This window comes from Marinobacter sp. UBA2688 (genome assembly GCF_002352785.1).
GTDB lineage: Bacteria > Pseudomonadota > Gammaproteobacteria > Pseudomonadales > Oleiphilaceae > Marinobacter > Marinobacter salarius.
This window is the reverse complement of the sequence record NZ_DELU01000024.1, coordinates 343,461-367,189: the sequence shown is the minus strand read 5'-3', so window position 1 is coordinate 367,189 and position 23,729 is coordinate 343,461. Positions and strand designations below refer to the sequence as shown.

22 protein-coding genes are annotated in these 23,729 nt (G+C 57.9%); 11 read left to right on the top strand and 11 right to left on the bottom strand.

Annotation, left to right across the window (positions count from 1 at the left end):
* Positions 1 to 19 precede the first annotated feature (19 nt).
* Entirely contained in the window at positions 20 to 1,474 is a 1,455-nt protein-coding gene (locus tag B3M52_RS14850; RefSeq protein ID WP_286749804.1) for an NAD-dependent succinate-semialdehyde dehydrogenase, read from the top strand.
* Here the strand turns inward: B3M52_RS14850 and B3M52_RS14845 are convergent.
* Positions 1,471 to 1,902, bottom strand: a complete 432-nt coding sequence (locus tag B3M52_RS14845) for a phosphate ABC transporter substrate-binding protein (protein ID WP_286749802.1) — start codon at positions 1,900 to 1,902, stop codon at positions 1,471 to 1,473. The two genes, B3M52_RS14850 and B3M52_RS14845, sit on opposite strands and share 4 nt — an antisense overlap.
* Before the next feature lie 14 nt (positions 1,903 to 1,916).
* Positions 1,917 to 3,101, bottom strand: a complete 1,185-nt coding sequence (locus B3M52_RS14840; protein WP_286749801.1) for a hypothetical protein — start codon at positions 3,099 to 3,101, stop codon at positions 1,917 to 1,919.
* Between the two features lie 312 nt (positions 3,102 to 3,413).
* Between B3M52_RS14840 and uvrD the strand changes: the two genes are divergently transcribed.
* Positions 3,414 to 5,579, top strand: coding sequence for a DNA helicase II (gene uvrD, locus B3M52_RS14835; protein WP_286749800.1), 2,166 nt, complete (start codon positions 3,414 to 3,416; stop codon positions 5,577 to 5,579).
* Between the two features lie 51 nt (positions 5,580 to 5,630).
* On the opposite strand, the gene B3M52_RS14830 is transcribed toward uvrD, so the two are convergent.
* From B3M52_RS14830 to B3M52_RS14805, 6 genes are all read right to left on the bottom strand, one after another.
* Entirely contained in the window at positions 5,631 to 5,984 is a 354-nt protein-coding gene (locus B3M52_RS14830; protein ID WP_286749798.1) for a RidA family protein, read from the bottom strand.
* Positions 5,985 to 5,997: 13 nt separating this feature from the next.
* Positions 5,998 to 7,041, bottom strand: coding sequence for a histone deacetylase family protein (locus B3M52_RS14825; RefSeq protein WP_286749797.1), 1,044 nt, complete (start codon positions 7,039 to 7,041; stop codon positions 5,998 to 6,000).
* Positions 7,042 to 7,055: 14 nt separating this feature from the next.
* Complete coding sequence (locus tag B3M52_RS14820; protein ID WP_286749795.1) at positions 7,056 to 8,333, bottom strand: TRAP transporter large permease; 1,278 nt, start codon at positions 8,331 to 8,333, stop codon at positions 7,056 to 7,058.
* On the bottom strand, positions 8,330 to 8,878 hold the full coding sequence (locus tag B3M52_RS14815; RefSeq protein ID WP_286749794.1) for a TRAP transporter small permease: 549 nt from the start codon (positions 8,876 to 8,878) through the stop codon (positions 8,330 to 8,332). The genes B3M52_RS14820 and B3M52_RS14815 overlap by 4 nt, the downstream gene beginning before the upstream one ends.
* 63 nt (positions 8,879 to 8,941) lie before the next feature.
* Positions 8,942 to 10,021, bottom strand: a complete 1,080-nt coding sequence (dctP, locus tag B3M52_RS14810; protein WP_286749793.1) for a TRAP transporter substrate-binding protein DctP — start codon at positions 10,019 to 10,021, stop codon at positions 8,942 to 8,944.
* Between the two features lie 157 nt (positions 10,022 to 10,178).
* A complete protein-coding gene (locus B3M52_RS14805; protein ID WP_286749791.1) occupies positions 10,179 to 10,955 on the bottom strand; it encodes an AraC family transcriptional regulator in 777 nt (258 codons plus the stop codon).
* A gap of 359 nt (positions 10,956 to 11,314) precedes the next feature.
* On the opposite strand from B3M52_RS14805, the gene B3M52_RS14800 reads away from it, so the two are divergent.
* Entirely contained in the window at positions 11,315 to 12,457 is a 1,143-nt protein-coding gene (locus B3M52_RS14800; protein WP_286749790.1) for a class II histone deacetylase, read from the top strand.
* 2 nt (positions 12,458 to 12,459) lie between these two features.
* Positions 12,460 to 13,398, top strand: a complete 939-nt coding sequence (locus B3M52_RS14795) for a branched-chain amino acid transaminase (protein ID WP_286749789.1) — start codon at positions 12,460 to 12,462, stop codon at positions 13,396 to 13,398.
* Between the two features lie 72 nt (positions 13,399 to 13,470).
* Here B3M52_RS14795 and arsB read toward each other — a convergent pair whose 3' ends face one another.
* Positions 13,471 to 14,538 (bottom strand): ACR3 family arsenite efflux transporter, encoded by a 1,068-nt coding sequence (gene arsB / locus B3M52_RS14790; protein WP_286749787.1) that lies wholly within the window; start codon positions 14,536 to 14,538, stop codon positions 13,471 to 13,473.
* A gap of 10 nt (positions 14,539 to 14,548) precedes the next feature.
* Positions 14,549 to 15,265 carry an arsenical resistance protein ArsH gene (gene arsH, locus B3M52_RS14785; protein ID WP_091644623.1) on the bottom strand — a complete coding sequence of 239 codons (717 nt, stop codon included), beginning with the start codon at positions 15,263 to 15,265 and terminating at the stop codon, positions 14,549 to 14,551.
* A 91-nt stretch (positions 15,266 to 15,356) separates the two neighbouring features.
* Here arsH and B3M52_RS14780 point away from each other — a divergent pair, with 91 nt between their 5' ends.
* From B3M52_RS14780 to arsJ, 3 genes are read left to right on the top strand one after another with little or no spacing between them, the layout of a single operon-like run.
* Positions 15,357 to 16,121: a metalloregulator ArsR/SmtB family transcription factor gene (locus B3M52_RS14780; protein WP_286749785.1), complete on the top strand. Its 765-nt coding sequence runs from the start codon at positions 15,357 to 15,359 to the stop codon at positions 16,119 to 16,121.
* A 25-nt stretch (positions 16,122 to 16,146) separates the two neighbouring features.
* Entirely contained in the window at positions 16,147 to 17,151 is a 1,005-nt protein-coding gene (locus tag B3M52_RS14775; RefSeq protein WP_286749783.1) for an ArsJ-associated glyceraldehyde-3-phosphate dehydrogenase, read from the top strand.
* A 1-nt stretch (position 17,152) separates the two neighbouring features.
* Positions 17,153 to 18,349 (top strand): organoarsenical effux MFS transporter ArsJ, encoded by a 1,197-nt coding sequence (gene arsJ / locus B3M52_RS14770; RefSeq protein WP_286749781.1) that lies wholly within the window; start codon positions 17,153 to 17,155, stop codon positions 18,347 to 18,349.
* On the opposite strand, the gene B3M52_RS14765 is transcribed toward arsJ, so the two are convergent.
* Positions 18,350 to 18,754 carry an acyl-CoA thioesterase gene (locus B3M52_RS14765; RefSeq protein ID WP_286749780.1) on the bottom strand — a complete coding sequence of 135 codons (405 nt, stop codon included), beginning with the start codon at positions 18,752 to 18,754 and terminating at the stop codon, positions 18,350 to 18,352.
* A gap of 195 nt (positions 18,755 to 18,949) precedes the next feature.
* Here B3M52_RS14765 and B3M52_RS14760 point away from each other — a divergent pair, with 195 nt between their 5' ends.
* From B3M52_RS14760 to pstB, 4 genes are all read left to right on the top strand, one after another.
* Positions 18,950 to 20,002, top strand: coding sequence for a substrate-binding domain-containing protein (locus B3M52_RS14760; RefSeq protein WP_286749778.1), 1,053 nt, complete (start codon positions 18,950 to 18,952; stop codon positions 20,000 to 20,002).
* A 142-nt stretch (positions 20,003 to 20,144) separates the two neighbouring features.
* Complete coding sequence (pstC, locus tag B3M52_RS14755; protein WP_286749777.1) at positions 20,145 to 21,533, top strand: phosphate ABC transporter permease subunit PstC; 1,389 nt, start codon at positions 20,145 to 20,147, stop codon at positions 21,531 to 21,533.
* Positions 21,526 to 22,800, top strand: coding sequence for a phosphate ABC transporter permease PstA (gene pstA, locus B3M52_RS14750; RefSeq protein ID WP_036210703.1), 1,275 nt, complete (start codon positions 21,526 to 21,528; stop codon positions 22,798 to 22,800). The genes pstC and pstA overlap by 8 nt, the downstream gene beginning before the upstream one ends.
* Positions 22,801 to 22,811: 11 nt before the next feature.
* Positions 22,812 to 23,699, top strand: coding sequence for a phosphate ABC transporter ATP-binding protein PstB (gene pstB, locus B3M52_RS14745; RefSeq protein ID WP_036210707.1), 888 nt, complete (start codon positions 22,812 to 22,814; stop codon positions 23,697 to 23,699).
* The last annotated feature ends 30 nt before the right edge of the window (positions 23,700 to 23,729 follow it).

Here is a 23,729-nt window from a genome sequence, read left to right as displayed (position 1 = left end):
ATTCTGAAAAGGAGCCGATATGATCGAGTCACCACTGCTTCCCAAGCTGACTGGCTACATCGGCGGTCGCTGGTCTGAGTCGCCGGACGGTAACACCTTCGATGTCTATAACCCGGCCACGGGGGAGGTGGTTGCCAGTGTGGCATCGATGTCCGAGAGCGAAGTGTACAAGGCAGTTGAAGCGGGCAAGTCTGCGCTTCGTTTAACCAGTCCGTATTCCATCGAAACCCGCCGTAAATGGCTGGAAGATATTCGTGATGCGCTCAAGGCCAATAAAGAGGAAGTGGGTCGTATCCTGTGCATGGAGCACGGCAAGCCTTTGAAGGAAGCTCAGGGTGAGGTCGATTACGCCGCCGGGTTCTTCGATTACTGCTCCAAACACATCCAGGCGCTGGACGCTCACACTCTCGCGGAAAAACCGAAAGACTGTACCTGGACCGTGCATTATCGCCCCATTGGCGTAGCCGGCCTGATTACCCCCTGGAACTTCCCCATCGGCATGATTGCCAAGAAGCTGTCTGCAGCCTTGGCGGCGGGTTGCCCGTCGGTGATCAAACCGGCCAGCGAGACGCCGTTGACCATGATTGCGCTGTTCGCGCTGATGGACAAACACGTCGACCTGCCAGACGGTATGGTCAACCTGGTTATGGGCAAAGCCAGCGTGATCGGCAAGGTGCTGTGCGAAAGCCCCGATGTGCCCATGCTCAGTTTCACCGGTTCCACGGAAGTGGGCCGCAAGCTGATACTGGATACGGCAGATCAGGTGAAGAAGCTGGCCCTGGAGTTGGGTGGCAACGCGCCCTTTATTGTCTTTGACGATGCGGATCTGGATGCCGCAGCCGATAACCTGATCGCCAACAAGTTCCGGGGCGGCGGCCAGACCTGTGTCTGCGCCAACCGGATTTTCGTTCACGAGAAAGTGGTGGATGAATTCGGTCAGAAACTTGCCGACCGGGTCAATCGCATGACCGTGGGTAATGGTTTGACGGAAGACGTTGACCTCGGCCCGCTGATCAACAAAGCCGGGTTCGACAAGGTCAAGCGCCACGTGGAAGACGCCCTTGAGCGGGGTGGTGAACTGGTGGCTGGCAAAAAACCGGCAGACCTGGGGGATGGCCACCTGTTCTTCCCGCCGACAGTCATTTCCGGGGTGACCCGGGACATGTGCTGCTCCCGCGAGGAAACCTTCGGGCCGCTGGTGCCCATGGCCACCTTCCGCACTGAGGACGAGGTTATCGATGCCGGTAACGACACCGAATTTGGCCTGGCGTCATACGTGTTCACGGCCGACGCGGAGCGCGCCCAGCGGGTGGCCGCCGGGCTGCGTTTTGGTCATTGCGGCTGGAATACCGGTACCGGCCCCACGCCGGAAGCGCCGTTCGGGGGCATGAAGGCGTCCGGTACTGGTCGCGAAGGCGGCCTGGAAGGCCTGTTCGAATTCGTCGAAGCCCAGACCGTCCCGCGCGGTTTCTAGGGTTCCGGCGTCAACAGGACCTTAACGGAATCATCCACCAGGGTGGAATCGAGATAACCGATACTGCCCAGGGTGGATGACACCACGCTCTTCATGCTGTTCGCCGAGGATACCTCCCTCGGCGGATGGCCCTTCCCGGTCAGAACCTGCCGCGACCAGAACGACTTCAGCCAGGCGTCATTGCGCTCGGTGATCAGGTCATTGAACTCATCCCGCATGCTGTTGCCCGCTGGAAGCTGGAACGCCACCACGCGCTGGCCGTCAGGCATTCGTGAGCTGCGGTTCAGGTAAATGTCCTTCACCTGCTGCACGGAGATGGAATCCGGGCCACCGTGGTGGCCGATGATCACCAATTCTGCCCGCGAGACACTGCTCAACAGGCATAACGCGATGAGCAGTGCGGGCACGGATACGCGTCGAATCGCCATGGTGTTCCTCCTGATCAAAATGCGGCATCAAGCCGGACGGTGTATACGTCGGTGCTGTCGAATCGGCCGCCGGGATTGCCGGCCAGGGCATCCAGCTGGTTGCCAATCAGGCCACCAGTGGTTTTGCCAAAGCCCCGGGCGTGGGTCCAGTCCACCTTCATGGCAACCGAGGTGGTCATGTCCCAGCGGAATCCCAGGCTGTAGGCCTGGCGACGTACGTCCAGTACCTCCAGTGGTGTGCCGTCGCGCTCGTAGTTGTCCTGGCTTTCGACCCAGGAGGCCGTGATATAGGGCGTGACTTCCTTTACCCGGTAGCCGAGAGTGATGTAGGCGGAGTCGGTGTCCTGGTAAAAGCCGTCCACCTCAACCCGTGTCAGTTCCGACATCAACAGCCAGCTGCCATCGTCATAGGACAGGCCCACTCCCATGAACTCGGTTTTCTCTTCGTCGCCCAGCGGTGGTGTTCCGCCGATGGTGGCTTCTGCATGGGCGTACACGCCACGGAAAGTCCACAGGTAATTGATCCAGTTGGCGGTCAGGCCGGTGATATTGCGCAGTTCCACGCTCACGCTCCGGCCGAGGGAATCGGCATCGTCGTCCAGGTGGCCGGCAAAAGCGCGGGCCTGGATAGAGGAACTGGAAAGGTTCAGCGTGTAGGCCGCATCGGCACCCAGGTAGCTGCGGACCGGCACCGGATCGTAGACCGCCTCCGGTGGACGTGCCCAAGGCTGGCCATAGCCGATTTCCAGAGTCTCGGACTCCATAAACAGCGGCAGGCGCATTTTACCGGCTCTCAGTTCGGAGCCATTGGCGAATTGGTGTCGCAGGTAGCCCCATTCCAGTTCGGTGTCCCAATCCTCGTTGCCACGGGACACCAGCTGCATTACCGCGTCGGTGTTGCGGCCCAGGGCAAAGGTGGTCTGCAGGCCAAACAGGCTGAGTGTTTCAAGGTCGGATTGTTCCGTTGCCTCGTCGTAGCCGGCGTCATTATTGGAACGGGTATAGCCGGTGCTGAAAAAACCGTTAAGGCGAACCTTTTCCAGGCTGGATTCGGTCATCTGCTTTTGCATGGAATCCAGCCGTTGTTCCAGCTGGTCAATTCGCTGGCTGTCATCGGCCATGGAGGGAAACGACAGGGTGGCGGTCAGTGCAAGGGACGTAAAGGTAACGCGGGCAGTGCTTCGGTATACGGAGTACATCGTACATCATCTCCTTTGATGTCTGGTCGCAAGATGCGGGCGCCTTCCTGGCTTCAGGGGACTTATGTCTTGCCCCTGCAAATTGTCTGGTGCGGGAAAACGGTGGCCAGCGGAGGAACTGAAGGTTCTTCCGGGCAACCCGCGGCGGCGAGTATACCCAAGTTGACGACAGTTTCATAAAAAGTGTTCACATTTTCTGTATCGGCACCCTACATGTGTGCGGTAAACCCAATACACCCCCACCCGGCAAACCCTCCTTTCTCCTGTTATAATTCCGCACCTGTTCATTTAACCAGTAGCGACCGGATCTCTATGGATGTCTCCCACATTATCGACGCCCTGAACGACGCCCAACGTGAGGCGGTGACGGCCCAGAATGATCATTTGCTGGTGCTGGCCGGTGCTGGCAGTGGCAAGACCCGGGTGCTGGTGCACCGGATTGCCTGGCTGATGCAGGTGGACGAAGTACCGCCGACGGGCATCCTCGCGGTGACCTTCACCAACAAAGCGGCGAAGGAGATGCGCTACCGCATTGAGCAGATGATGCACATTCCGGCCCGAGGCCTCTGGTTCGGCACCTTTCACGGCATTGCCCACCGGTTGCTCAGGGCGCATTATCAGGACGCAGGCCTGCCGGAGAACTTCCAGGTGCTGGACAGCGACGACCAGTTGCGCCTGATCAAGCGCGTGATGCGTGAACTTGAGATTGATGAAAGCCGCTGGCCGCCGAAGCAAGCCCAGTGGTTTATCAACGGCCAGAAAGATGAGGGGCTGCGAGCGGAACATATCCAGGAAAACCCCGGCGACCATTTCACCAGCACCATGCTGACGGTCTACCGCCAGTACGAAAAGCTTTGCAACCTGAGCGGACTGGTGGATTTTGGCGAGCTGTTGCTGCGCTCCCACGAACTGTGGCTGTATCGTCCGGAACTGCTGAGCCATTACCAGAGCCGTTTCCAGCAGATCCTGGTGGACGAGTTCCAGGACACCAACACCATCCAGTACGCATGGCTGCAGATTCTGGCCGGAAACCGGGTGCCGCTGACGGTGGTGGGGGACGACGACCAGTCCATCTACGGCTGGCGGGGCGCGAAAATCGAAAACATCCAGCAGTACCAGCGGGACTTTCCCAACGCCCGTATGGTGAGACTGGAGCAGAACTACCGCTCTACCCAGATGATTCTGAAAGCTGCCAACGCGGTCATCGCCAACAATCAGGGGCGCTTGGGCAAGGAGCTGTGGACTGATGGAAAAGATGGTGAGCCCATCAGCCTGTATGCGGCTTTCAACGAGCAGGATGAAGCCAACTACATCGCTGACACCATCAGCAGTTGGGTTAGTGAGGGCAACCTGCGCAGCGAGTCGGCGATTCTTTACCGCTCCAATGCCCAGTCCAGGGTGCTGGAAGAATCCCTGATCCGACAGGGCATTCCTTACCGGGTTTATGGCGGCCTGCGATTCTACGACCGCCAGGAAATCCGCAACGCCATCGCCTATCTGCGTCTGGTGCACTATCGCCGGGATGATGCAGCGTTCGAGCGCGTGGTGAACATTCCCGCCCGCGGAATTGGTGCCAAGAGCCTGGCGGACATGCGGACGTTCGCCACTGAGCGCAGCATCTCATTGTGGGAGTCTGCCGAGCGTTTGCTGGAGGCTGGGCAGGTAAAGGGCCGTGCCAAAACCGGTTTGCAATCCTTCATGGGCATCATCGAACGCCTGACGGAAATGGTGGACGACGCGTCCCTGCATGGGCTGATGAAGAGCACCCTGGAACTGAGCGGCCTCAGGGATTATCACGCCAACGAGAAGGGTGAGAAAGGTCAGGCGCGGGCAGAGAACCTGGACGAACTGGTGAATGCCCTGTCGGACTTTGAAGCGGAGGAGGGGGTTGATCCGTTATCCGAATTTATCGCCCAAGCGGCTCTGGATGCCGGCGAGGCCCAGGCCGAGGTCAACGAAGACTGCGTCCAACTGATGACCCTGCACTCTGCCAAGGGCCTGGAATTTCCGCTGGTGTTCCTGGCGGGCGTGGAAGAAGGCCTGTTCCCTCACAGTATGTCTCTGGAAGAGCCGGGGCGGATGGAAGAAGAGCGGCGCCTGGCTTACGTGGGCATCACCCGGGCCATGCAAAAGCTGGTGCTTACTTACGCCGAATCCCGCCGTTTGTATGGTCAGGAGAAATTCCACGCGCTGTCGCGCTTTGTTCGCGAGATTCCCGGTGACTGCATCCAGGAAGTGCGGCTGCGCAACACGGTCAGCCGGCCAGCCATGATGGCCCGGCCCAATGAGGGCCTGTTCAGCCAGGAACCGGACGTGGGCACGGGGTTCAGCTTGGGCCAGCGGGTACGTCATCCCAAGTTTGGTGAGGGCATTGTGATGAACAGCGAGGGCAGTGGTCACCACACCCGGGTGCAGGTGAACTTTGACGAAGGTGCAAAGTGGTTGGTTCTGGCGTATGCACCTCTGGAAGCCTGCTGATGTCCTGTCATCAACCTGCGGATCGCTCCCTTTCAGGATTGTGATCCGGGATTAGTCCGGTAGCGCGGCGACCACCATGATTTCAACTTTCCATTCCGGTTTGGCCAGCCGTGCTTCGACACAGGCCCTGACCGGTGTTCGTCCTGGTGTTACCCAGGCATCCCAGGCACTGTTCATGCCGGAGAAGTCGGCCATGTCTGCAACCCAGATTGTTGCGCTGAGCAGGTGCGCCTTATCGGTTCCCGCCTCTGCCAGCAAGCTGTCGAGTCCATCCAGAATCTGTTGAGTCTGGCCCTGGGCGTTGGCACTGGCGTCGGTGGCAACCTGTCCGGCGGTATGAACGGTGCCATTGTGGATAATGACCTGACTCATGCGAGGGCCTGATCCAAGGTATCTGATTGTCATCGTACTCTCCTGTCTAATGTTGGCGATGTTGGGTGAAACCATCGATAAAAGCCGCCAGGTTAATACCCAGCGTGTCGGTTGGATATCCTCCTTCCTGCACCAGAATACAGGGGTGGGGCAGGGCCGCGAGTCGGGCGCCGATGTCGAAAAAATCGGAAATCTCGAGGGCCAGGCCGGCCAGAGGATCATCCTTGTGGGCGTCCAACCCGAGCGCGACGACGATGGCTTCAGGCTGGAACATCCTCAGCCCGGAGATCAACGTCTCGAGGCCAAGCATGAATGCGGTGCCATCACTCCCCAGTGGCAGGGGGACGTTAAGGTTACAGCCCAGCCCGTCTCCGGTGCCTTGCTCGCCGCTACTGCCCCAAAAAAAGGGATAGAACACTTCGGTGTCCGCATGCACGGATCCGGTCCAGACGTCGCCTCGCGAATAGAAGATGTCCTGTGTGCCGTTGCCGTGATGCAGGTCCACGTCGATGATCGCAACGCGGTCCAGCCGTTCCCGCAATACCGAGGCGGCCAGAGCGGTATTATTGATAAAGCAAAATCCTCCCGCGCTTTCCGGACCTGCATGGTGGCCAGGGGGGCGGCAAAGAGCGTAGGCATCGCCCTGTCCGGTTTTGACAAATTCGGCGGCGATTTCAGCAGTCGCTGCGCTGGCACGAATGCCCTGATAGCTGGTGGGGCCAATCGGACACGCCATGTCATGCAAATGCCAGCCAGCCTGTGCGACCGGGTGTGAAGTATAGCGCTGCCCGCCTCCGGTGGGGTGCACATTGGGGGTCACCACGTCAGATGCACCGGGCAGGTCTTTCCAGCGTTGATGAATAGTCTGCAGGAAGGTCAGATAGCGGGCCGTGTGGATCCGCTGCAGCCGCTGGTCCAATGAGTCCGATCCTCCACCGTTGTGTGTGTTCACCTCGTGCCCCGATGACTCCAGAGCAGCCAAAAGCCGGTCGGCGCGACCGGTGTGCTCCGGCGAGGGCGTTGGCTCACCCCGCACCAAAAACGTGCTTGGCGAGTGAGCTTTTTGTTCGGAAGAATAGAAAAAGTGCATTAATAATCCGTCCTTCAGTCCAGGAGTGAGGGAATCCAGGTGGAGAGCGTCGGGAACTGTGCCAGCAGGACAATAACAATCAGGAACGACAGATAGAATGGCCAACTGGCAATGATCGTGCGTTCATAGGGCACCTCTGCGATCCGTGCTGCGGTCATGAGCGTCATCCCTACCGGGGGAGTGGCATTGGCCACATTAAGTGTCACGATCATAACGATGGCAAAGTGCAGCGGATCGAAGCCAAGATTGACCATGGCCGGCACGATGACGGGCGCGACCACCACCAGGGCAGGCAGTACATCCATCACGGTGCCGATCAGAAGTAACAGCAGGCAGACCAGCAGAATCTGGATCAGGGCGACGTCGCTGAATGCGGTAATGGCTTCCGCCGCATCACGGGCAATACCCGAGCGGGTCACAAACCAGCTCAGGACCGCAGACGTTGCCAGCAGGAAGAACACCACACCGGATAGCCGCACTGTGGTCACCAGAGAATCCCATACCTTGCGCCAGGTGAGATTCCGGTACACCACAAAGCCGATGAAAATGGCGTACACCGTCGCAAAACCGGACGCTTCCGTGATGGTTGTGGCGCCGGTCAGAATGCCGCCCAGGATGATCACGGGTATGAACAGTGCAGGCAGGGCGCTCAGGAAGGCGATCAACGCGGCCTTCAGGGACGACCCTGCCATGCGCGGGTAGCGACGCTTCCAGGACAGAACAATACTGGTCCCCAGCAGCACGGCGGCCAGAAGCACGCCGGGCACGATGCCACCTGCAAACAGATCGATCACCGAGATATCTCGCAGCATGGAGGCGTAGACCACCATCACGACACTGGGCGGAATGATCGGCCCGATAATGGACGAACAGGCGGTGATGGCAGCGGCGTATTCGGCGTCGTAGCCCTGTTTTTTCATCTCCGGGATCATGATCTTGCCGATGGCAACGGTGTCTGTGATGGCAGCGCCGGTGAGGCCGGCAAAAAACAGCGAGACTGTCACGTTGGTGTGAGACAGCGCACCGCGAATCCGGCCGAGCAGGGCGTTGTTGAACGTGATCAGCTTTTGCGTCAGCCCACCCTGGTTCATCAGTTCGGCGGTGAAAATGAAGTAGGGCACGGCAATCAGTATGTAACCGGAGACTCCGGAAAACATCCGGTCGGCAACGATACCCAGCAGCCGCTCACCGCCGAGCATGAAGCTTCCGGCCATGCCGGAAACAGCCATAACAACGGCAACTGGTGCACCGATCAGCAGGATGGCAACGAAGACAATGATGGCAGCGGTCATGACGTGGTCTCCCGTGAGTCACCCGCCAGCGCCTCTTCAATGGCAGTCTCGTGGCCGGTGAAATGTTCGAGCAGCGTAAAGCCGTGGCACAGGTGAATCAGCATGATGGCGCCGGTCAGTGGTACGGCAATGGTGGTCCACTTGTAGGAGATCTGAATATGGGCAGATACCATGTAGGACTGGCGGGCGTTGCTGAAGAATTCCCAGCCGTACCAGATCAGCGCAAGGGCAAATCCCGCCAGTATGATGAGGCAGGCAATCGCTGCCACCCTGACCAGGCTTTTTGGCAAGGCCCGCATCAGTAGTGTCATGGCAACGTGTTCACCGGAGCGCAGGGCCACGGTGGATGACAGCAGTCCAATCCAGGGCAGAAAAAGCCGGGCCAGAGAATAGGTCCAGCTGAGTGCCTGATCTGTGAACAGCGTGTAGAGAAAACCGATAAACGAAATTGCCAGCATGCCCAGGATGCAGGCAATACAGACGATGGTAACGGCCTGATTGACGCCATCACTGAGCGTTCTCAGGCGATTGAGCGCAGAGTTCATGCCGTGCCTCCGGAGGTGGGTCGGACAGTGGCCTCGCCAGATCCGGCGAAGCCACAGTCAGGGTTATTTTCCGTAGCGGGCAAAATCCTGCTGTTTCAGATCCTCGCCAACACGGTCGACTTCAGCCCACAGATCGTCGACCAGCTTTTCCTTGATACCGAAGTCGTTCACGATCCACTTTTTCCAGGCCGGGCGTGCGATGTCAGCCATGCGCTGGCGCTCAGCCGTCGGCATCAGGTAGCACTCCTCAAACACTTCGCATGATTTCTGCCAACTGGCGGTGGCGAAGGCACCGGACGCCCCGTGGCTCATGCTGATGGCTTCGCGTGCCGTCTGAACAACGATGCGCTGGTATTCGTCAGGCAGTGACTGGAACCAGGTTTCGCTGACCATCCAGCTGGCACTGTTGTATACGTGGCCGGTGAGCGTGGTGTAGTCGGTCACTTCGTTGAAATTGAACGTAGTGTTGAGCACCGGGGCATTGAACTGCCCGTCTGCCAGGCCGGTCTCCAGAGCGGTGATCAGTTCCCCCCAGGGCAGTGGCGTGGCGGAGGCACCCAGAGCGCTCATCATGGCAACGTGAGCCGGGTTCTCTTCAACGCGGATGTTCAGGCCCTTGAGGTCGTCCACGGTCTTGATCAGTCGCTTGTTATTGGTGAAGGCAACGAAACCGCCACCATCATCGAAGGTACCCAGGTAACGCATGTCGGCGTCATCAATGGTGCCACTCATAAAATCGGCGAACCATTTGCCATCAAAGAAGGACCAGGCCTGACGCCAGTTATCGAACATGAACGGGGTGGTGACAACCTGATACCTGGGATAGAACGACGACATGGCGCCGGAGGTAAGAATAGTGGATTGCAGTGCCCGGCCACCACTTTGTACCTGCGAACCGGTTTCCACTTCTGAGCCCAGCTGACCGCCGCCAAAAATGTTCACTTCAAGTTCGCCGTCGGTGCGGGTTTCAACCTGATTCTTGAAATGTACGAGGGCGGGGTATATGGAGTTGTTGTTGATGTTTTCGGGAATCAGCGTGGCGATGGCCATTTCGTATTCGGCTGCCTGAGCCAGACCCGACTGAAGACTGAGGCTAAGGCCACCAGCCATCAGCAGTGACTTCCATCCAATACGATCTTTCATACTTTTCCCCCTGAACACGATTCTTGTTGGTGTTATCAGACTCACGTCTCTTTTAACTTTATGACGCTTGAACGAGGGGTGCTTGCCCGGTTGTCAGATGGTTTTGCCTGAGAATCAGGCACACAATCCGCGTATTCTGATCAGGAAGGGGGTGGAGTCAGGTGCGCAGGTGTGAGGGTGCATTACCAAAATGGCGCCGGCAGGCTCTGGAAAAGCTGCCCTGGTCCCGAAAGCCGACCTTTTCGGCAATGACGCTGAGTTGCAGGTCGGTGTGGGTTAACAGGCTACGGGCTGTTGCCATGCGGCGGTTCATCACGTAAGCCATGGGGGTCAGCCCAGTGTAATCGCGGAATGCCTGGTAGAAGTAACCGGGACTAAGGAAGCACAGTCTAGCCAGGTCGTCGACACGAATGTCATGGGCCAGATGCTGGTCAATGTGTTCGTCGATCAGATGCAGGCTCTGGTCGCACAGGCGACCCGTATGACGAACCTGCTCCGGGTTTGGTGGTGCAAGTGGATGATCAAACTGACCAAGGTAGATCGAACGCAGGATCAGAAGCGCAATTTCGTCGTGTAATCCCGGCTGTTTACCTGCCTGATCCGCGAGCGCTGAACCCATCTGTTGCAGTGGAGGAGGCACTTTGTAAAAGGCCGGTTTTTCAAAAAGACGTTCGACATCATCACTGTGTGTGAGCAGGGGCAAGCGGTTGGTGGGCAGGTTGATCACCAGAGTGTTGTTGGCGCCATCTCCGATGTAATCATGATGATAGCTGGAGGGAATCAGGCAGCCGGTATCACCGGTAATCCGATTGCCCCGGCCTTCAATGCTCAGCTCCGTGGTACCGCAGGTCGCGAAGATCAGCTGGTGATAGTCATGGGAGTGTGACACCCACTCTGGCTGCAGGGTGCACGCCTGTAAACTGACGATAGACATGGTGATTCACGTTTCCCTGAGAAGGTGACCGCCTCACTGCGCCTCACTGAGAGGACTCAACGTTTTCAGTGATCGACTATTCGAGTAGCTATCAAGGATAGACTACTCCATTTTCGATCTGAACAAAAATCACTCAATCTGGCGGCTGTAGCTGAGTGATCCTATCGGCCGCCGGCATGGCTCTCTGTGCGATAAATCTGGGCTTTTCCTGAGCCTCAGGCAAATATCTGCTGAGGCTCAGGCAAGCAGTCAACCCGGAATTTGACTAGTCTGAAACGAAAAACGGCCCGAATGAACCGATGTTGTCGGTGCACAAAACCGGAAGTTCGGGTGTTCAATCGTCTGCTGAAAGGTGTCGCATGGTAAAACTGGCTGCGGATGATGCCGTGCCTGCCAGTTCCACAGGGTTTTACTGGCATGAGCGCTGTTTCTGGCATGACCCCGGGGCCATCGGGGTGTTTTCGTCTCTGGCAGAGTTCCAGCAGCCGCAGGCGGCTTCGGAAAGCCCTGAGAGCAAACGCCGGCTCAAGAACCTGCTGGAAGTGTCGGGGTTGATTGATGAGTTGGTGGTTACCAAACCGCGGCCAGCCTGCCGCGAGGAACTTGAGTACTTCCATACCTCACGCTATCTGGACGAACTCGAACGCGGTGATCGTTATGGTGGCGGAGACGCCGGCGACTGTGCGCCCTACACCGCCGGAAGTTTACTGGCGGCCAAACAGTCAGCAGGGCTGGCAATTGCTGCGGTAGGCGACGTGGTCTGTGGGAAGTGTCGCAATGCTTATGCGTTGTGTCGCCCTCCAGGGCATCATGCCGAGGCGGATTGCGGGCGCGGTTTTTGCCTGTTGGGTAACATTCCTGTCGCGATCAAGTGTGCGCGGGCACGCGGACTGGTAAATCGTGTCGCTGTGCTGGACTGGGATGTACATCATGGCAATGGCAGTCAGAGTGCGTTTTATCAGAACCCGGATGTTTTCACGGTGTCGATCCATCAGGCTGGGAACTATCCGCTGGAGACAGGAACGTTTGCAGAGCAGGGGGAGGGGGCAGGTTGTGGAACCAATCTCAACCTGCCGCTGCCCCCGGGCTGTGGTATCGGTGCCTATCGCTATTCTATGCAACAACTGGTGCTCCCCGCCCTGGAGGCTTTCCAGCCTGACCTGATTATTGTTGCCTGTGGTTATGATGCCTGCGGAAAAGATCCGTTGGGCTCAATGCTGCTCAACAGCAGTGCGTATGCCGAGATGACGGGCCAAGTCAAAGCTCTGGCGGAGCGTGTCTGCAATGGCCGTCTGGTGATGGTCCATGAAGGCGGCTATTCGGAAGGTTACGTGCCCCTGTGCGGTCATGCGGCAATATCAGCCTTGTCCGGCAGTAATACCCGGGTGCCGGACCCGCAGGACGCTGAAATTGCCGCCTGGGGCTACCAGGAATTGCAGCCTCACCAGCGTGTGCTAATTGACGGCTGGCGAAGTGACTGGTGCGGTGCGACTGGAGGATAAACATGCAATCGATCAGTGATCGCGATGGTTGGTTCTGGCTGGATGGGGAGTGGCTGGAGTGGCGTGAGGCACGAGCACACCTGCTCACTCATACGCTGCACTATGGCATGGGGTGCTTTGAGGGCGTTCGTGCCTATGAGGGGGCAGGCGGCACCCACCTGTTCCGAGCCGATGCCCATATAAGGCGCCTTCTGGACAGTGCCCATGCCCTGGATATCCCGGTGGATTACACGTCTCGGGCACTGATTTCAGCACAATGTGAAGCGCTGCGGCGTAATTCACTGGGGGATGCCTATCTTAAACCGACGGTTTTCCTCGGTGCAGAGGGTATGGGGCTACGCGCGGCCGGGTTGACGACCCACATAATGATTCCCGCCTGGCACCTGGCGCATTACATTGCGCCTGACTCCGCCGAGCAGGGTCTTCGTGTGCTGACCTCATCGTGGAGCCGGCACCATGTCAATATCAGCATGTGCCGGGCCAAGACCAATGGCCACTATGTCAATTCAATGCTGGCACTCAATATGGCCGTTAAGGCAGGTTTCGATGAAACCCTGATGCTTGACCCGGAAGGTTATGTTGCAGAGGGTTCGGCTGAAAACGTGTTTATTGTCCGTGACGGTGTGCTGCATACCCCGGCTGTGACTTCGTGTCTGCAGGGCATCACCCGTGACTCTGTCATAACACTGGCGCGCGAACGTCTGGGGATGGAAGTTCAGGAGCGCCAGATCACACGCGACGAAGTCTATATCGCCGATGAAGCCTTCTTTACCGGCACCGCTGCGGAAATTCTGCCGATTCGCGAACTCGACGGGCGGAGCGTCGGACGAGGCGGAAAGCGACCGGTTACCCGCCAGTTGCAAATGCTCTATGGGCGATTGGTGCGCGGCGACCTGGGAGACGACCTCGTTGCCTACCAGGACTGGCTGCAGGTGGTGTAATCCTTGATTCAGCAGACTCATGACAGGGGCTGATTGACACATTGTGATATGTCCGCGGCTCCAGCCCCGAAATCAGGCCGGAAACCGCCCCCGGGTTTGATTGGCAATTCGAACGAGAACTAGCATCAACGGAACCTCAACCAGAACGCCAACCACCGTCGCCAGCGCCGCCCCCGATTGCAGGCCGAACAGAGCAATGGCGGCCGCGACTGCCAGCTCAAAGAAATTACTGGCGCTAATCATGGCCCCGGGTGCAGCGATGCAGTGACGGACGTTCCAGAGCCGTGCCCAGCCGTAGGCCAGGAAGAAAATCAGGAAGGTCTGCACAATCAGCGGCACGGCTATCAGCACGATATGCAGCGGATTGTTCAGGATGACATCGCCCTGGAACGCAAACAGCAGTACCAGGGTGAAGATCAGCGCTGCCGGCGTGACCGGTCCCAGGCGTTTCATGAACACCTCGTCGTACCAGTCTTGCCCCCGCTTTGCGATCAGGACGCGGCGAGTAAGGTAGCCGGCGGTCAGGGGAATGACAATGTACAGCACCACGGAGAGGATAACCGTGTTCCAGGGTACCTGAATGTCGGAAATGCCCAGCAGGAACACCACAACGGGCGCGAAGGCGAAGAGCATGATGATGTCGTTCAGGGACACCTGCACCAGGGTATAGGCGGCATCGCCTTTGGTGAGATAGCTCCAGACAAACACCATGGCGGTGCAGGGCGCCGCCCCCAGGAGGATTGCGCCGGCCAGATACTCACTTGCCAATCCGGGGGCGATCAGCGGCTCGAACACCACCATCAGGAAAAACCAGGCAATAGCGAACATGGTGAACGGCTTGATCAGCCAGTTAGCAATGGTGGTGATGGCCAGACCTTTTGGCTCCTTGCGCACGCCCACCACTGCGCTGAAATCGATCTGGGCCATCATCGGGAAGATCATGGCCCAGATCAGAATGGCGATGGGGATCGACACCTGTGCGTATTCAAAGCGGGACAGGGTTTCCGGAACCGCAGGTGCCAGTTGCCCAAGGGTCACGCCAGCGATGATCGCAAGCGCTACCCAGATCGAGAGGTATTTCCCGAACAGATCCATGCCTCCGCCGGAGTCTTCGATTGTGGTTTCTGCGTTGCTACTCATGACTTCTCTCTTACATGGACCGTTGATTGACGCGTTTTGAGACTTCAGCGGCGCTTTCCACCCGCTCGGAATAGCGGTCCGTTAGAAAGTCGCTGCGGTCCCGTATCAGCAGGGTGAACTTCACCAGCTCCTCCATGACATCCACGATACGGTTGTAATAGGGCGAGGGCTTCATACGGTTATTGTCGTCAAATTCCATGAACGCCTTGGGTACCGACGACTGGTTGGGGATTGTCACCATCCGCATCCAGCGCCCCAACACCCGCAACTGATTCACCGCATTGAACGACTGGGAACCACCACACACCTGCATCACCGCCAGGGTCTTGCCCTGGGTAGGGCGTACGCCGCCGATGGATAGGGGAATCCAGTCGATCTGGGTTTTCATGATGCCAGTCATAGCGCCGTGGCGTTCCGGCGAGCACCACACCATGCCTTCCGACCACTGGGCCAGTTCCCGCAATTCCTGAACTTTTGGGTGCGAGGCGTCTTCAGCATCGGCAAGGGGTAGACCGCGCGGGTCGAATACGCGGGTTTCCGAACCCATGGCCTCCAGCAGCCGGGCAGCTTCCTCAACAGCTAACCGGCTGAATGACCGCTCCCGCAGTGAGCCGTACAGCAACAGTATCCTTGGACGATGTGAAGAAGGCGGAGTTGCAAAAACCTGTTCCTCAGTCGGTTTGCGGAACTGGTCAGGGTCGATATTGGGGAGGTCACGGGTGCTCATTGTAATGAAAGGGTCCTTTACTCGTTAAAATCTTCCGGATAGTATGCAATAAAATAGATATGCATGAAAACGAATATATGGGAATTTGCATATGAAGCGCCACGTTTTGTTCGTCTGTACCGCCAACAGTGCCCGATCATTGATGGCGGAAGCCTTGCTAAGGGAGCTGGCCGGTGACCAGTTTGAAGTGGCGAGTGCCGGAACCGAGCCTGACAAACCCCATCCAATGGCGTTGCAGGTGCTCTCAGAGTCGGGCTTTTCCGTCGATGGTTTGCAGAGTAAATCGCTGGCAGGCGTTGAAAGTGAGCATTGGGATTACGTGATCACCCTGTGTGAAAAAGCCGCCAGCGAGTGTGGCAACGTCTGTCAGCCCGCCCAGCAAATCGCCTGGGACTTCCCGGACCCGGTGCCAAGTGGGCGCCATGCCACCTTCGCACTGACCCTCAAGGAAATCCGCGAGCGCATTGGCCTGTTTACTCTGGTGCACAGGAAAGAAACCGGTATGAAGCCGGTGAGCTTTAACCCGGTAACGGTGTTCAAGGCGTTGGGTGACGAGCTTCGCCTGGCTGCGCTGATGCTGGTTCGGCAGGAAACGAAACTGTGTGTGTGTGAACTCACCGCCGCCCTCGATATTTCCCAGCCCAAGGCCAGCCGGCACCTGGCCACCCTGCGGGAGGCGGGCCTGCTGGATGCTGAGCGTCAGGGTCAGTGGATGTACTATTCCCTGAATCCCCGGATGCCGCAGTGGCTGTCGCGGGTCCTGAATGAAACCGCCGATAGCAATCCCGCCCTGATCACCTCGGAACTTGAGCGGCTTTCAGCCATGCCCGACAGGCCGGTTGTGCGGTGTATTTAATGGATAACGCTTTCTGGAGCACATCATGAGCAAGATCAAAGTCGGAATAAATGGATTCGGTCGAATTGGTCGCCTGGCCCTGCGGGCAGCGTGGCAGTGGCCGGAGATGGAATTTGTAGCGATCAACGATCCGGGCGCCGATGCGGAGACGCTGGCGCATCTGCTGAACTTCGACAGTATTCATGGCCGCTGGGACCGCGAAGCGGGTGTGAACGGCGACAGTATCGTTATCGACGGTAAATCGGTTCGCGTCACCCGCAATAAAACCATTGGGGAGACCGACTGGTCTGGCTGCGATCTGGTGATTGAAGCCAGCGGCAAAATGAAAAAAGTGGACGTGCTCCAGGCGTATCTCGATCAGGGCGTCAAGCGCGTGGTGGTGACCGCTCCTGTGAAAGAGGCAGGGGCCAAAAACATTGTGGTGGGCGTGAACGACGGCATTTTTGACCCGGCCAATGACCGTATTGTCACTGCTGCTTCCTGCACCACCAACTGCCTGGCGCCGGTGGTGAAGGTCATCCACGAGAAGCTGGGTATCAAGCATGGTTCCATCACGACGATCCATAGCTTGACCAACACCCAAACCATCATCGATGCGCCCCATAAGGACCTGCGGCGGGCCCGTGCCTGTGGCAGTTCCCTGATTCCGACCAGCACCGGTTCCGCCACCGCGATTATCGAAATTTTTCCGGAGCTGAAGGGCCGTCTGGATGGCCATGCCGTGCGGGTGCCACTGACGAATGCCTCGCTGACCGACTGCGTATTCGAGGTGGAAACACCCACGGATCGCGATACCGTAAATCAGTTGTTAAAAGAGGCTGCTGAGGGCGATCTGAAAAACATTCTGGGCTACGAAGAGCGCCCGCTGGTGTCCATCGATTACCAAACCGACCCTCGCTCCTCCATTATTGATGCACTCTCCACCATGGTGGTGAATGGCACCCAGGTGAAAATCTACGCCTGGTACGACAACGAATGGGGCTACGCCAACCGCACCGCAGAACTGGCGCGCCGGGTAGGCTCTGCCTGATATGACTGCTGCCATCCGACAGTACCTGGTCATCACCGGCAATTACTGGGCCTTCACCCTGACGGACGGCGCCTTGCGGATGCTGGTGGTGTTGCATTTCCATCAGCTCGGCTATTCACCGCTGGAAATTGCCCTGCTGTTCATCTTCTACGAGTTCTTCGGGGTGGTGACCAACCTGGTGGGTGGTTACCTGGGCGCTCGCATGGGGCTGAACCGCACCATGAATATCGGGCTGTTCCTTCAGATTGCCGCTCTTGCCATGCTGGCGGTGCCGGCGGCCATGCTGACGGTGCCTTGGGTGATGGCGGCTCAGGCCATCTCCGGTATCGCCAAAGACCTGAACAAGATGTCCGCCAAGAGCGGCATTAAGCTTCTGGTGCCAGATGAGCAGCAGGGCACTCTGTACAAATGGGTGGCCATCCTCACCGGATCGAAGAACACCCTGAAGGGCGTGGGCTTTTTCCTCGGTGGTGTGCTGTTGATGGCTGCTGGGTTCCAAGGCGCGGTTGTTATCATGGCGGTAGCCCTGAGTGTGGTGTGGCTGGCCAGCCTTTTCCTGTTGGGGCAGGACCTGGGCAAGAGCAAGGCAAAGCCGAAGTTTCGCGAAATTCTGTCCAAGAGCCGGGCCATCAACGTTCTGTCTGCCGCGCGTATGTTCCTGTTCGGTGCCCGGGATATCTGGTTTGTGGTGGCTCTGCCGGTTTATCTGCACACCGTGTTTGGCTGGGATTTCTGGAAAGTGGGCGGTTTCATGGCCGCCTGGGTGATCGGTTACGGCTTTGTCCAGACCATCGCGCCACGCATTACTGGGAATATGGAAGGCAAACAACCCGCGGTGCTCTGGGCGATGGCCCTGGCGCTTATCCCCGCGGCTATCGCGTCTGGTCTGATGGTGGGCTGGACGCCCCAGGTGGTGATTATCGGTGGCCTGTTTTTGTTCGGTGTGCTGTTTGCCATCAACTCCTCGCTGCACAGCTACCTGATTGTCAGCTATGCGCGAGGGGATGGTGTCTCGCTGGATGTGGGCTTCTATTATATGTCGAACGCTGCCGGGCGCTTGCTGGGAACGATCCTGTCCGGCTGGGTGTACCAAGCCTACGGGCTGGAAGCCTGCCTGTGGATCTCTGCCGGGTTGGTTGCCGTAGCGGCACTGCTCTCAGTGCTGCTACCCGACAGGCGAGCGGTCTCCACCGCCTGATCAGGCGGTCTGGGCCGGTACTTCACGGATGCGGCCATGCTCGTCAATGGCCACATAGATGAATAGCCCCTCTGTGACCTTGCGGGCGGTTTTGGCTGTGCGGTCCAGGGTCCAGACCTCAATGTTGATTTTCATGGAGCTGCGTCCCACTTCCACCAACTCACCGTAACAGCCAACCTGGGATCCCACCCGCAACGGTGAAAGAAACTCCATCCTGTCCATGGCCACAGTGGCGTTGCGGCCCTGGGAAATCCGGCCCGCGAGCGTTGCCGCAGCAATGTCCATCTGTTTAACCAGCCAGCCGGCGAACACATCGCCGTTGGGGTTGGTGTCTGAGGGAAGGGGGATTACCTGGATTACCAGTTCGCCCCGGGGCGTGGGTTTGTCGTCATCAAGCGCCGTCATGGATTCAACCTTATCAGTTCGGAATTGTTTTAGTACCCCGCATGTTAGCGGCCTGCGCCGCGTCTGCAAGAAAAATTGAACGTCCTGTTCTATATTTCAGTGGCTGTAACAAAGTTGTCATAGAGTGCCTTTATTGTTCACACATCGGTGAAGCAAACCCGACAATAAAGTCAACGTGACAAATGGAGACTCAACGTGATCAAACTTAGAACAGCCCTTTCAACTGTGGCACTGGCCGGTAGCATCGCCGCCGTGTCGACTCCTGCCATGGCGCGCGACACCATCAGCATCGTCGGTTCCTCTACTGTTTATCCGTTCGCGACGGTTGTGGCTGAGCGCTTTGGTTCTTCAACTGACTTCCCGACTCCGAAGCTTGAGTCAACCGGTTCTGGTGGCGGCCTGAAGTTGTTCTGCGCCGGTATCGGCACCCAGCATCCGGACATCACCAATGCGTCACGTCGCATGAAGACGTCTGAGTACGATCTTTGCCAGAAAAACGGTGTAAAAGACATCACCGAATTCCGCATCGGTTCTGACGGCATCGTGATTGCCAGCTCGCAGAAAGCCGATAACCTGGACATCACCCTTGAGCAGCTGTTCCTGGCCTTGGGCAAGCAGGTTCCTTCACCGGACGACGAGACCAAGCTGGTTGATAACCCCTACGAAAATTGGAGCGACATTGACTCCAGCCTGCCAAACGTTGCCATTCGTGTGATGGGACCGCCTCCGACCTCCGGTACCCGTGATTCCTTCAACGAGCTGGCCCTGCAGGGCGGCTGTGAAGATCTGCCAGCGGTTGCCGACATGAGCGAAGACGACATGGAAGGCGTGTGTCAGAGCGTTCGTGAAGATGGCGCGTTCATCGAAGCCGGCGAGAACGATAACCTGATCGTTCAGAAGTTGATCGACGACAAAGGCCTTTACGGTGTGTTCGGTTACAGCTTCCTGGAAGAGAACGCTGACCGTCTGCAGGCTGCGACGCTGAACGGCAAGGTACCGACGGCTGAAGCCATTGCGGCAGACGAATACCCGGTTGCCCGTTCACTGTTCTTCTACGTCAAGAAAGCCCACGTTGGTGTGGTTCCGGGTATCGCGGAATACGCCGAGTTCTTTGCGAGCCCGAACGCCATGGGCAAGAATGGCTACCTGAAGGACGTTGGCCTGATCGTTCCTCCGCGCGACGCGCTGATGAAGCTGCAGGACAAGGCATCCAACATGCCTAACCTGGCCAAGGAAGAACTGATGTAAGCCAGTCGACAAGGTGTTGACTGACAAGGGTGCGGGTCTTTGAAAGGCTCGCGCCCTTTTGCACGTCTGGAGAGTGGCATGTGCGTACCGCTTTCCAAATGATTACACTTGTGGTCCTTTTTAGCTTGTTACGGGAATTTTCATGCAACCGGCCAATCTGCTTTTACTGACCATCGTGCTGTCGATGGTTGCCTACGGCTTGGGCTATGCCCGATCGCGGTCACTCGCGATGCCGATGGGGGGCATTCGTCATCTCAAGTCCTTGCCCTTCTATTACGGGGCGCGAGCGGCTTTGTGGTGCGGCATTCCCGCGCTGCTGGTGCTTGGGCTCTGGGCAGCGTTCCAGGGAAAGGTTATCCAGACCCTGATTATTGGCTCCCTGCCACAGGAAATGTTGCCGTCGTCCGAGGGCGAGGCGAGTCTTCTGTTGAGCAAAATCAGCAACGTGGCCAGTGGTAGCCTGCCTCCGGGATTTGCAGAAGCACCGATTGTCGAAGCTGCGGAGCGACTGAAGGCGCTGAGGGAACAGAGCCGGATGTTCATGACCACCCTGGTGGTGTCCGTATCAGTGCTGGCGGGGTTCCTGGGCTGGCTCCGGGTTCGCCCGGCACTGAATGCCCGAACGCAAGTGGAGTCGATTCTCAAGTGGCTGTTCTTCGCCTGTGCCGCCCTGGCGATTCTGACCACCATCGGAATCATCTTCTCCGTCGCGTTTGAAACCTTCCGGTTCTTCCAGAAGATTCCGTTCACCGAGTTTATCTTCGGCTCCCAGTGGAGCCCGCAAACCGCATTGCGAGCAGATCAGGTGGCAGCCCAGGGTGCCTTTGGCATGATCCCGCTGTTCACCGGCACGCTGCTGATTTCGGCGATTGCCATGCTGGTTGCCGTGCCGGTGGGATTGCTGTCGGCGATTTACCTCTCGGAGTACGCCAACAAGAAAGTACGCGGTGTGGTCAAGCCATTGCTTGAGATGCTGGCGGGTATCCCGACGGTGGTCTACGGCTTCTTTGCAGCACTTACCGTCGCGCCGTTCATCAGTAACTTCGCGGCCTCTCTGGGTATCGATGCGTCGTCCCAGAGTGCGCTCGCCGCTGGCGGGGTCATGGGCATCATGATCATTCCGTTTGTGTCTTCGCTGTCGGACGACGTTATCAACGCGGTACCGCAAACCCTGCGTGACGGCTCCCTGGCTCTGGGCGCTACCCAGTCGGAAACCATGAAGAAGGTGATTTTCCCGGCGGCACTGCCCGGCATTATGGGCGGGGTGCTGCTGGCGGTCTCCCGTGCCATTGGTGAAACCATGATCGTAGTCATGGCCGCGGGCCTCGCGGCGAATCTGACGGCCAATCCACTGGAAACCGTCACTACGGTTACCGTACAGATTGTCACCCTGCTGACCGGCGACCAGGAATTCGACAGCGCCAAGACCCTGGCGGCCTTCGCCCTCGGCGCGATGCTCTTCCTCGCTACCCTGTTGCTGAATGTGGTGGCCCTGAAAATCGTTCGCAAATATCGGGAACAGTATGACTGATCAACGTTCACAGGCGGAGCTCGTCCGCCAGTCACTCAAACGGCGTTACCGCAAGGAGCGCCGGTTCCGGGCCTACGGCATACTGGCGATTGCGATTGCGCTTTCCGCCCTGGTGGTGCTGTTCGTCGACATTATTGGTAAAGGCTACACCGGCTTCACCAAAACCACGATCACCATGGAAGTCGAGCTCGATGGTGAAATGATGTACCTGGACGACGCCACGGACAAAAAGCAGATCAAGATGGCTGATTTTGTGGAGCCATTGGTGCAGGCGATGATCAAACAGGTGCCGGGTGCAACGGAAGAGAACAGGGATGCCGTCCGTGATCTGCTTAACCCCTACGCGTCCAATGAGCTGCGTGACATGCTCGAGCAGAACCCCGAGTGGCTTGGAACCACCCAAACACTGACTGTTCTGGCTCACACCGACGTGGATGTCTACGTGAAGCATGCAGGTGACGACGCCTATTCCATCAAGCTCAGTGACCGGCAACAGCGCTGGGTGGATCAGTTGGTGGAAAATGAGGTTGTGCAGACGTCCTTCAACGATGTGTTCTTCAGCAGCGGCGATTCCCGTGATCCGTCCCGCGCCGGTATTCTTGGAGCGATCGTCGGGTCCTTGCTGACCATGCTGGTGACACTGGTGCTCTCGTTCCCCATCGGGGTTGCGGCTGCCATTTACCTGGAAGAGTTTGCACCCCAGAACAGGCTCACGGATTTCATTGAAGTGAACATCAATAACCTGGCTGCGGTGCCGTCGATTATCTTCGGTTTGCTGGGCCTGGCGGTGTTCATCAACCTGTTCGGCATGCCTAGATCGGTGCCGGTGGTGGGCGGTCTCGTACTGACGCTGATGACCCTGCCAACCATCATCATTTCCAGCCGGGCGGCCATTAAAAGCGTACCGCCGTCAATCCGGGAGGCTGCCGAAGGTATTGGTGCCTCCAAAATGCAGGTGGTGTTACACCATGTATTGCCGCTGGCCATGCCGGGAATGCTGACCGGTTCCATTATCGGCATGGCGCAGGCACTGGGCGAGACCGCCCCCCTGTTGCTGATCGGGATGGTGGCGTTCATCGTTGATGTTCCGGACGGCTTTTTCGATTCGGCGACGGTACTCCCGGTTCAGGTCTTCCTGTGGGCGGGCAGCCCGGAGCTCGCCTTTATAGAACGTGCGTCAGCAGCCATCATGGTATTGCTGGCATTCCTGGTTAGCATGAACGCACTGGCCATTTGGCTTCGCAAGCGCCTTGAGCGTCGGTGGTAAGGAGATAAGCGATGAATACGATGAACCCAACGATTACCAAAGAAGCCGATCATCAAGAGGTTGAGGCGGTTGCTCCGGTGCGGGAGCAGCCCGAGGAAACGATCATTGAGGAAGGCAAAACGGTGGGAGAGCCTTTTGCCGACAATGCCAAATTCAAGCTTCGCGATGTCAATGTTTCCTACGGTGATACCCGGGCGATCAAGAACATCAGCCTGGATGTGGCGAAGAACGAGGTCATTGCCTTTATTGGACCTTCAGGGTGCGGCAAGTCCACGTTCCTGAGGTGTCTCAACCGGATGAATGACAGCATCGAAATCTGCAAGGTGACGGGGTCACTTCAGTTGGACGATCAGGACATCTATGACCGTCGCCGCGACGTTGTCGAATTGCGTGCGCGGGTGGGCATGGTTTTCCAGAAGCCAAACCCGTTCCCCAAGTCCATTTATGACAATGTGGCCTATGGCCCCCGGATTCATGGCCTGGCCAATCGAAAATCCGATCTTGATGACATCGTCGAGAACAGCCTGCGCAAGGCGGGGCTGTGGGGCGAGGTCAAGGACCGTCTGGATGCGACAGCCACCGGAATGTCGGGCGGCCAGCAGCAGCGTCTGTGCATTGCGCGCGCTATCGCGGTGAGCCCGGAGGTTATTCTGATGGACGAGCCTTGCTCTGCACTGGACCCCATTGCAACCGCGAGGGTGGAAGAGCTGATGGCGGAAATGTCGGAGAGTTACACCATCGTGATCGTGACCCACTCGATGCAACAGGCAGCCCGTGTATCGAATCGAACGGCGTACTTCCACCTGGGGCATCTGGTGGAAGTAAACGAAACCAACAAGGTGTTTACGTCGCCCGAGCACGAACTCACCGAATCCTATATCACCGGCCGTTTCGGTTAACGCCGGTATTGTTGAACACTGGAGAACACA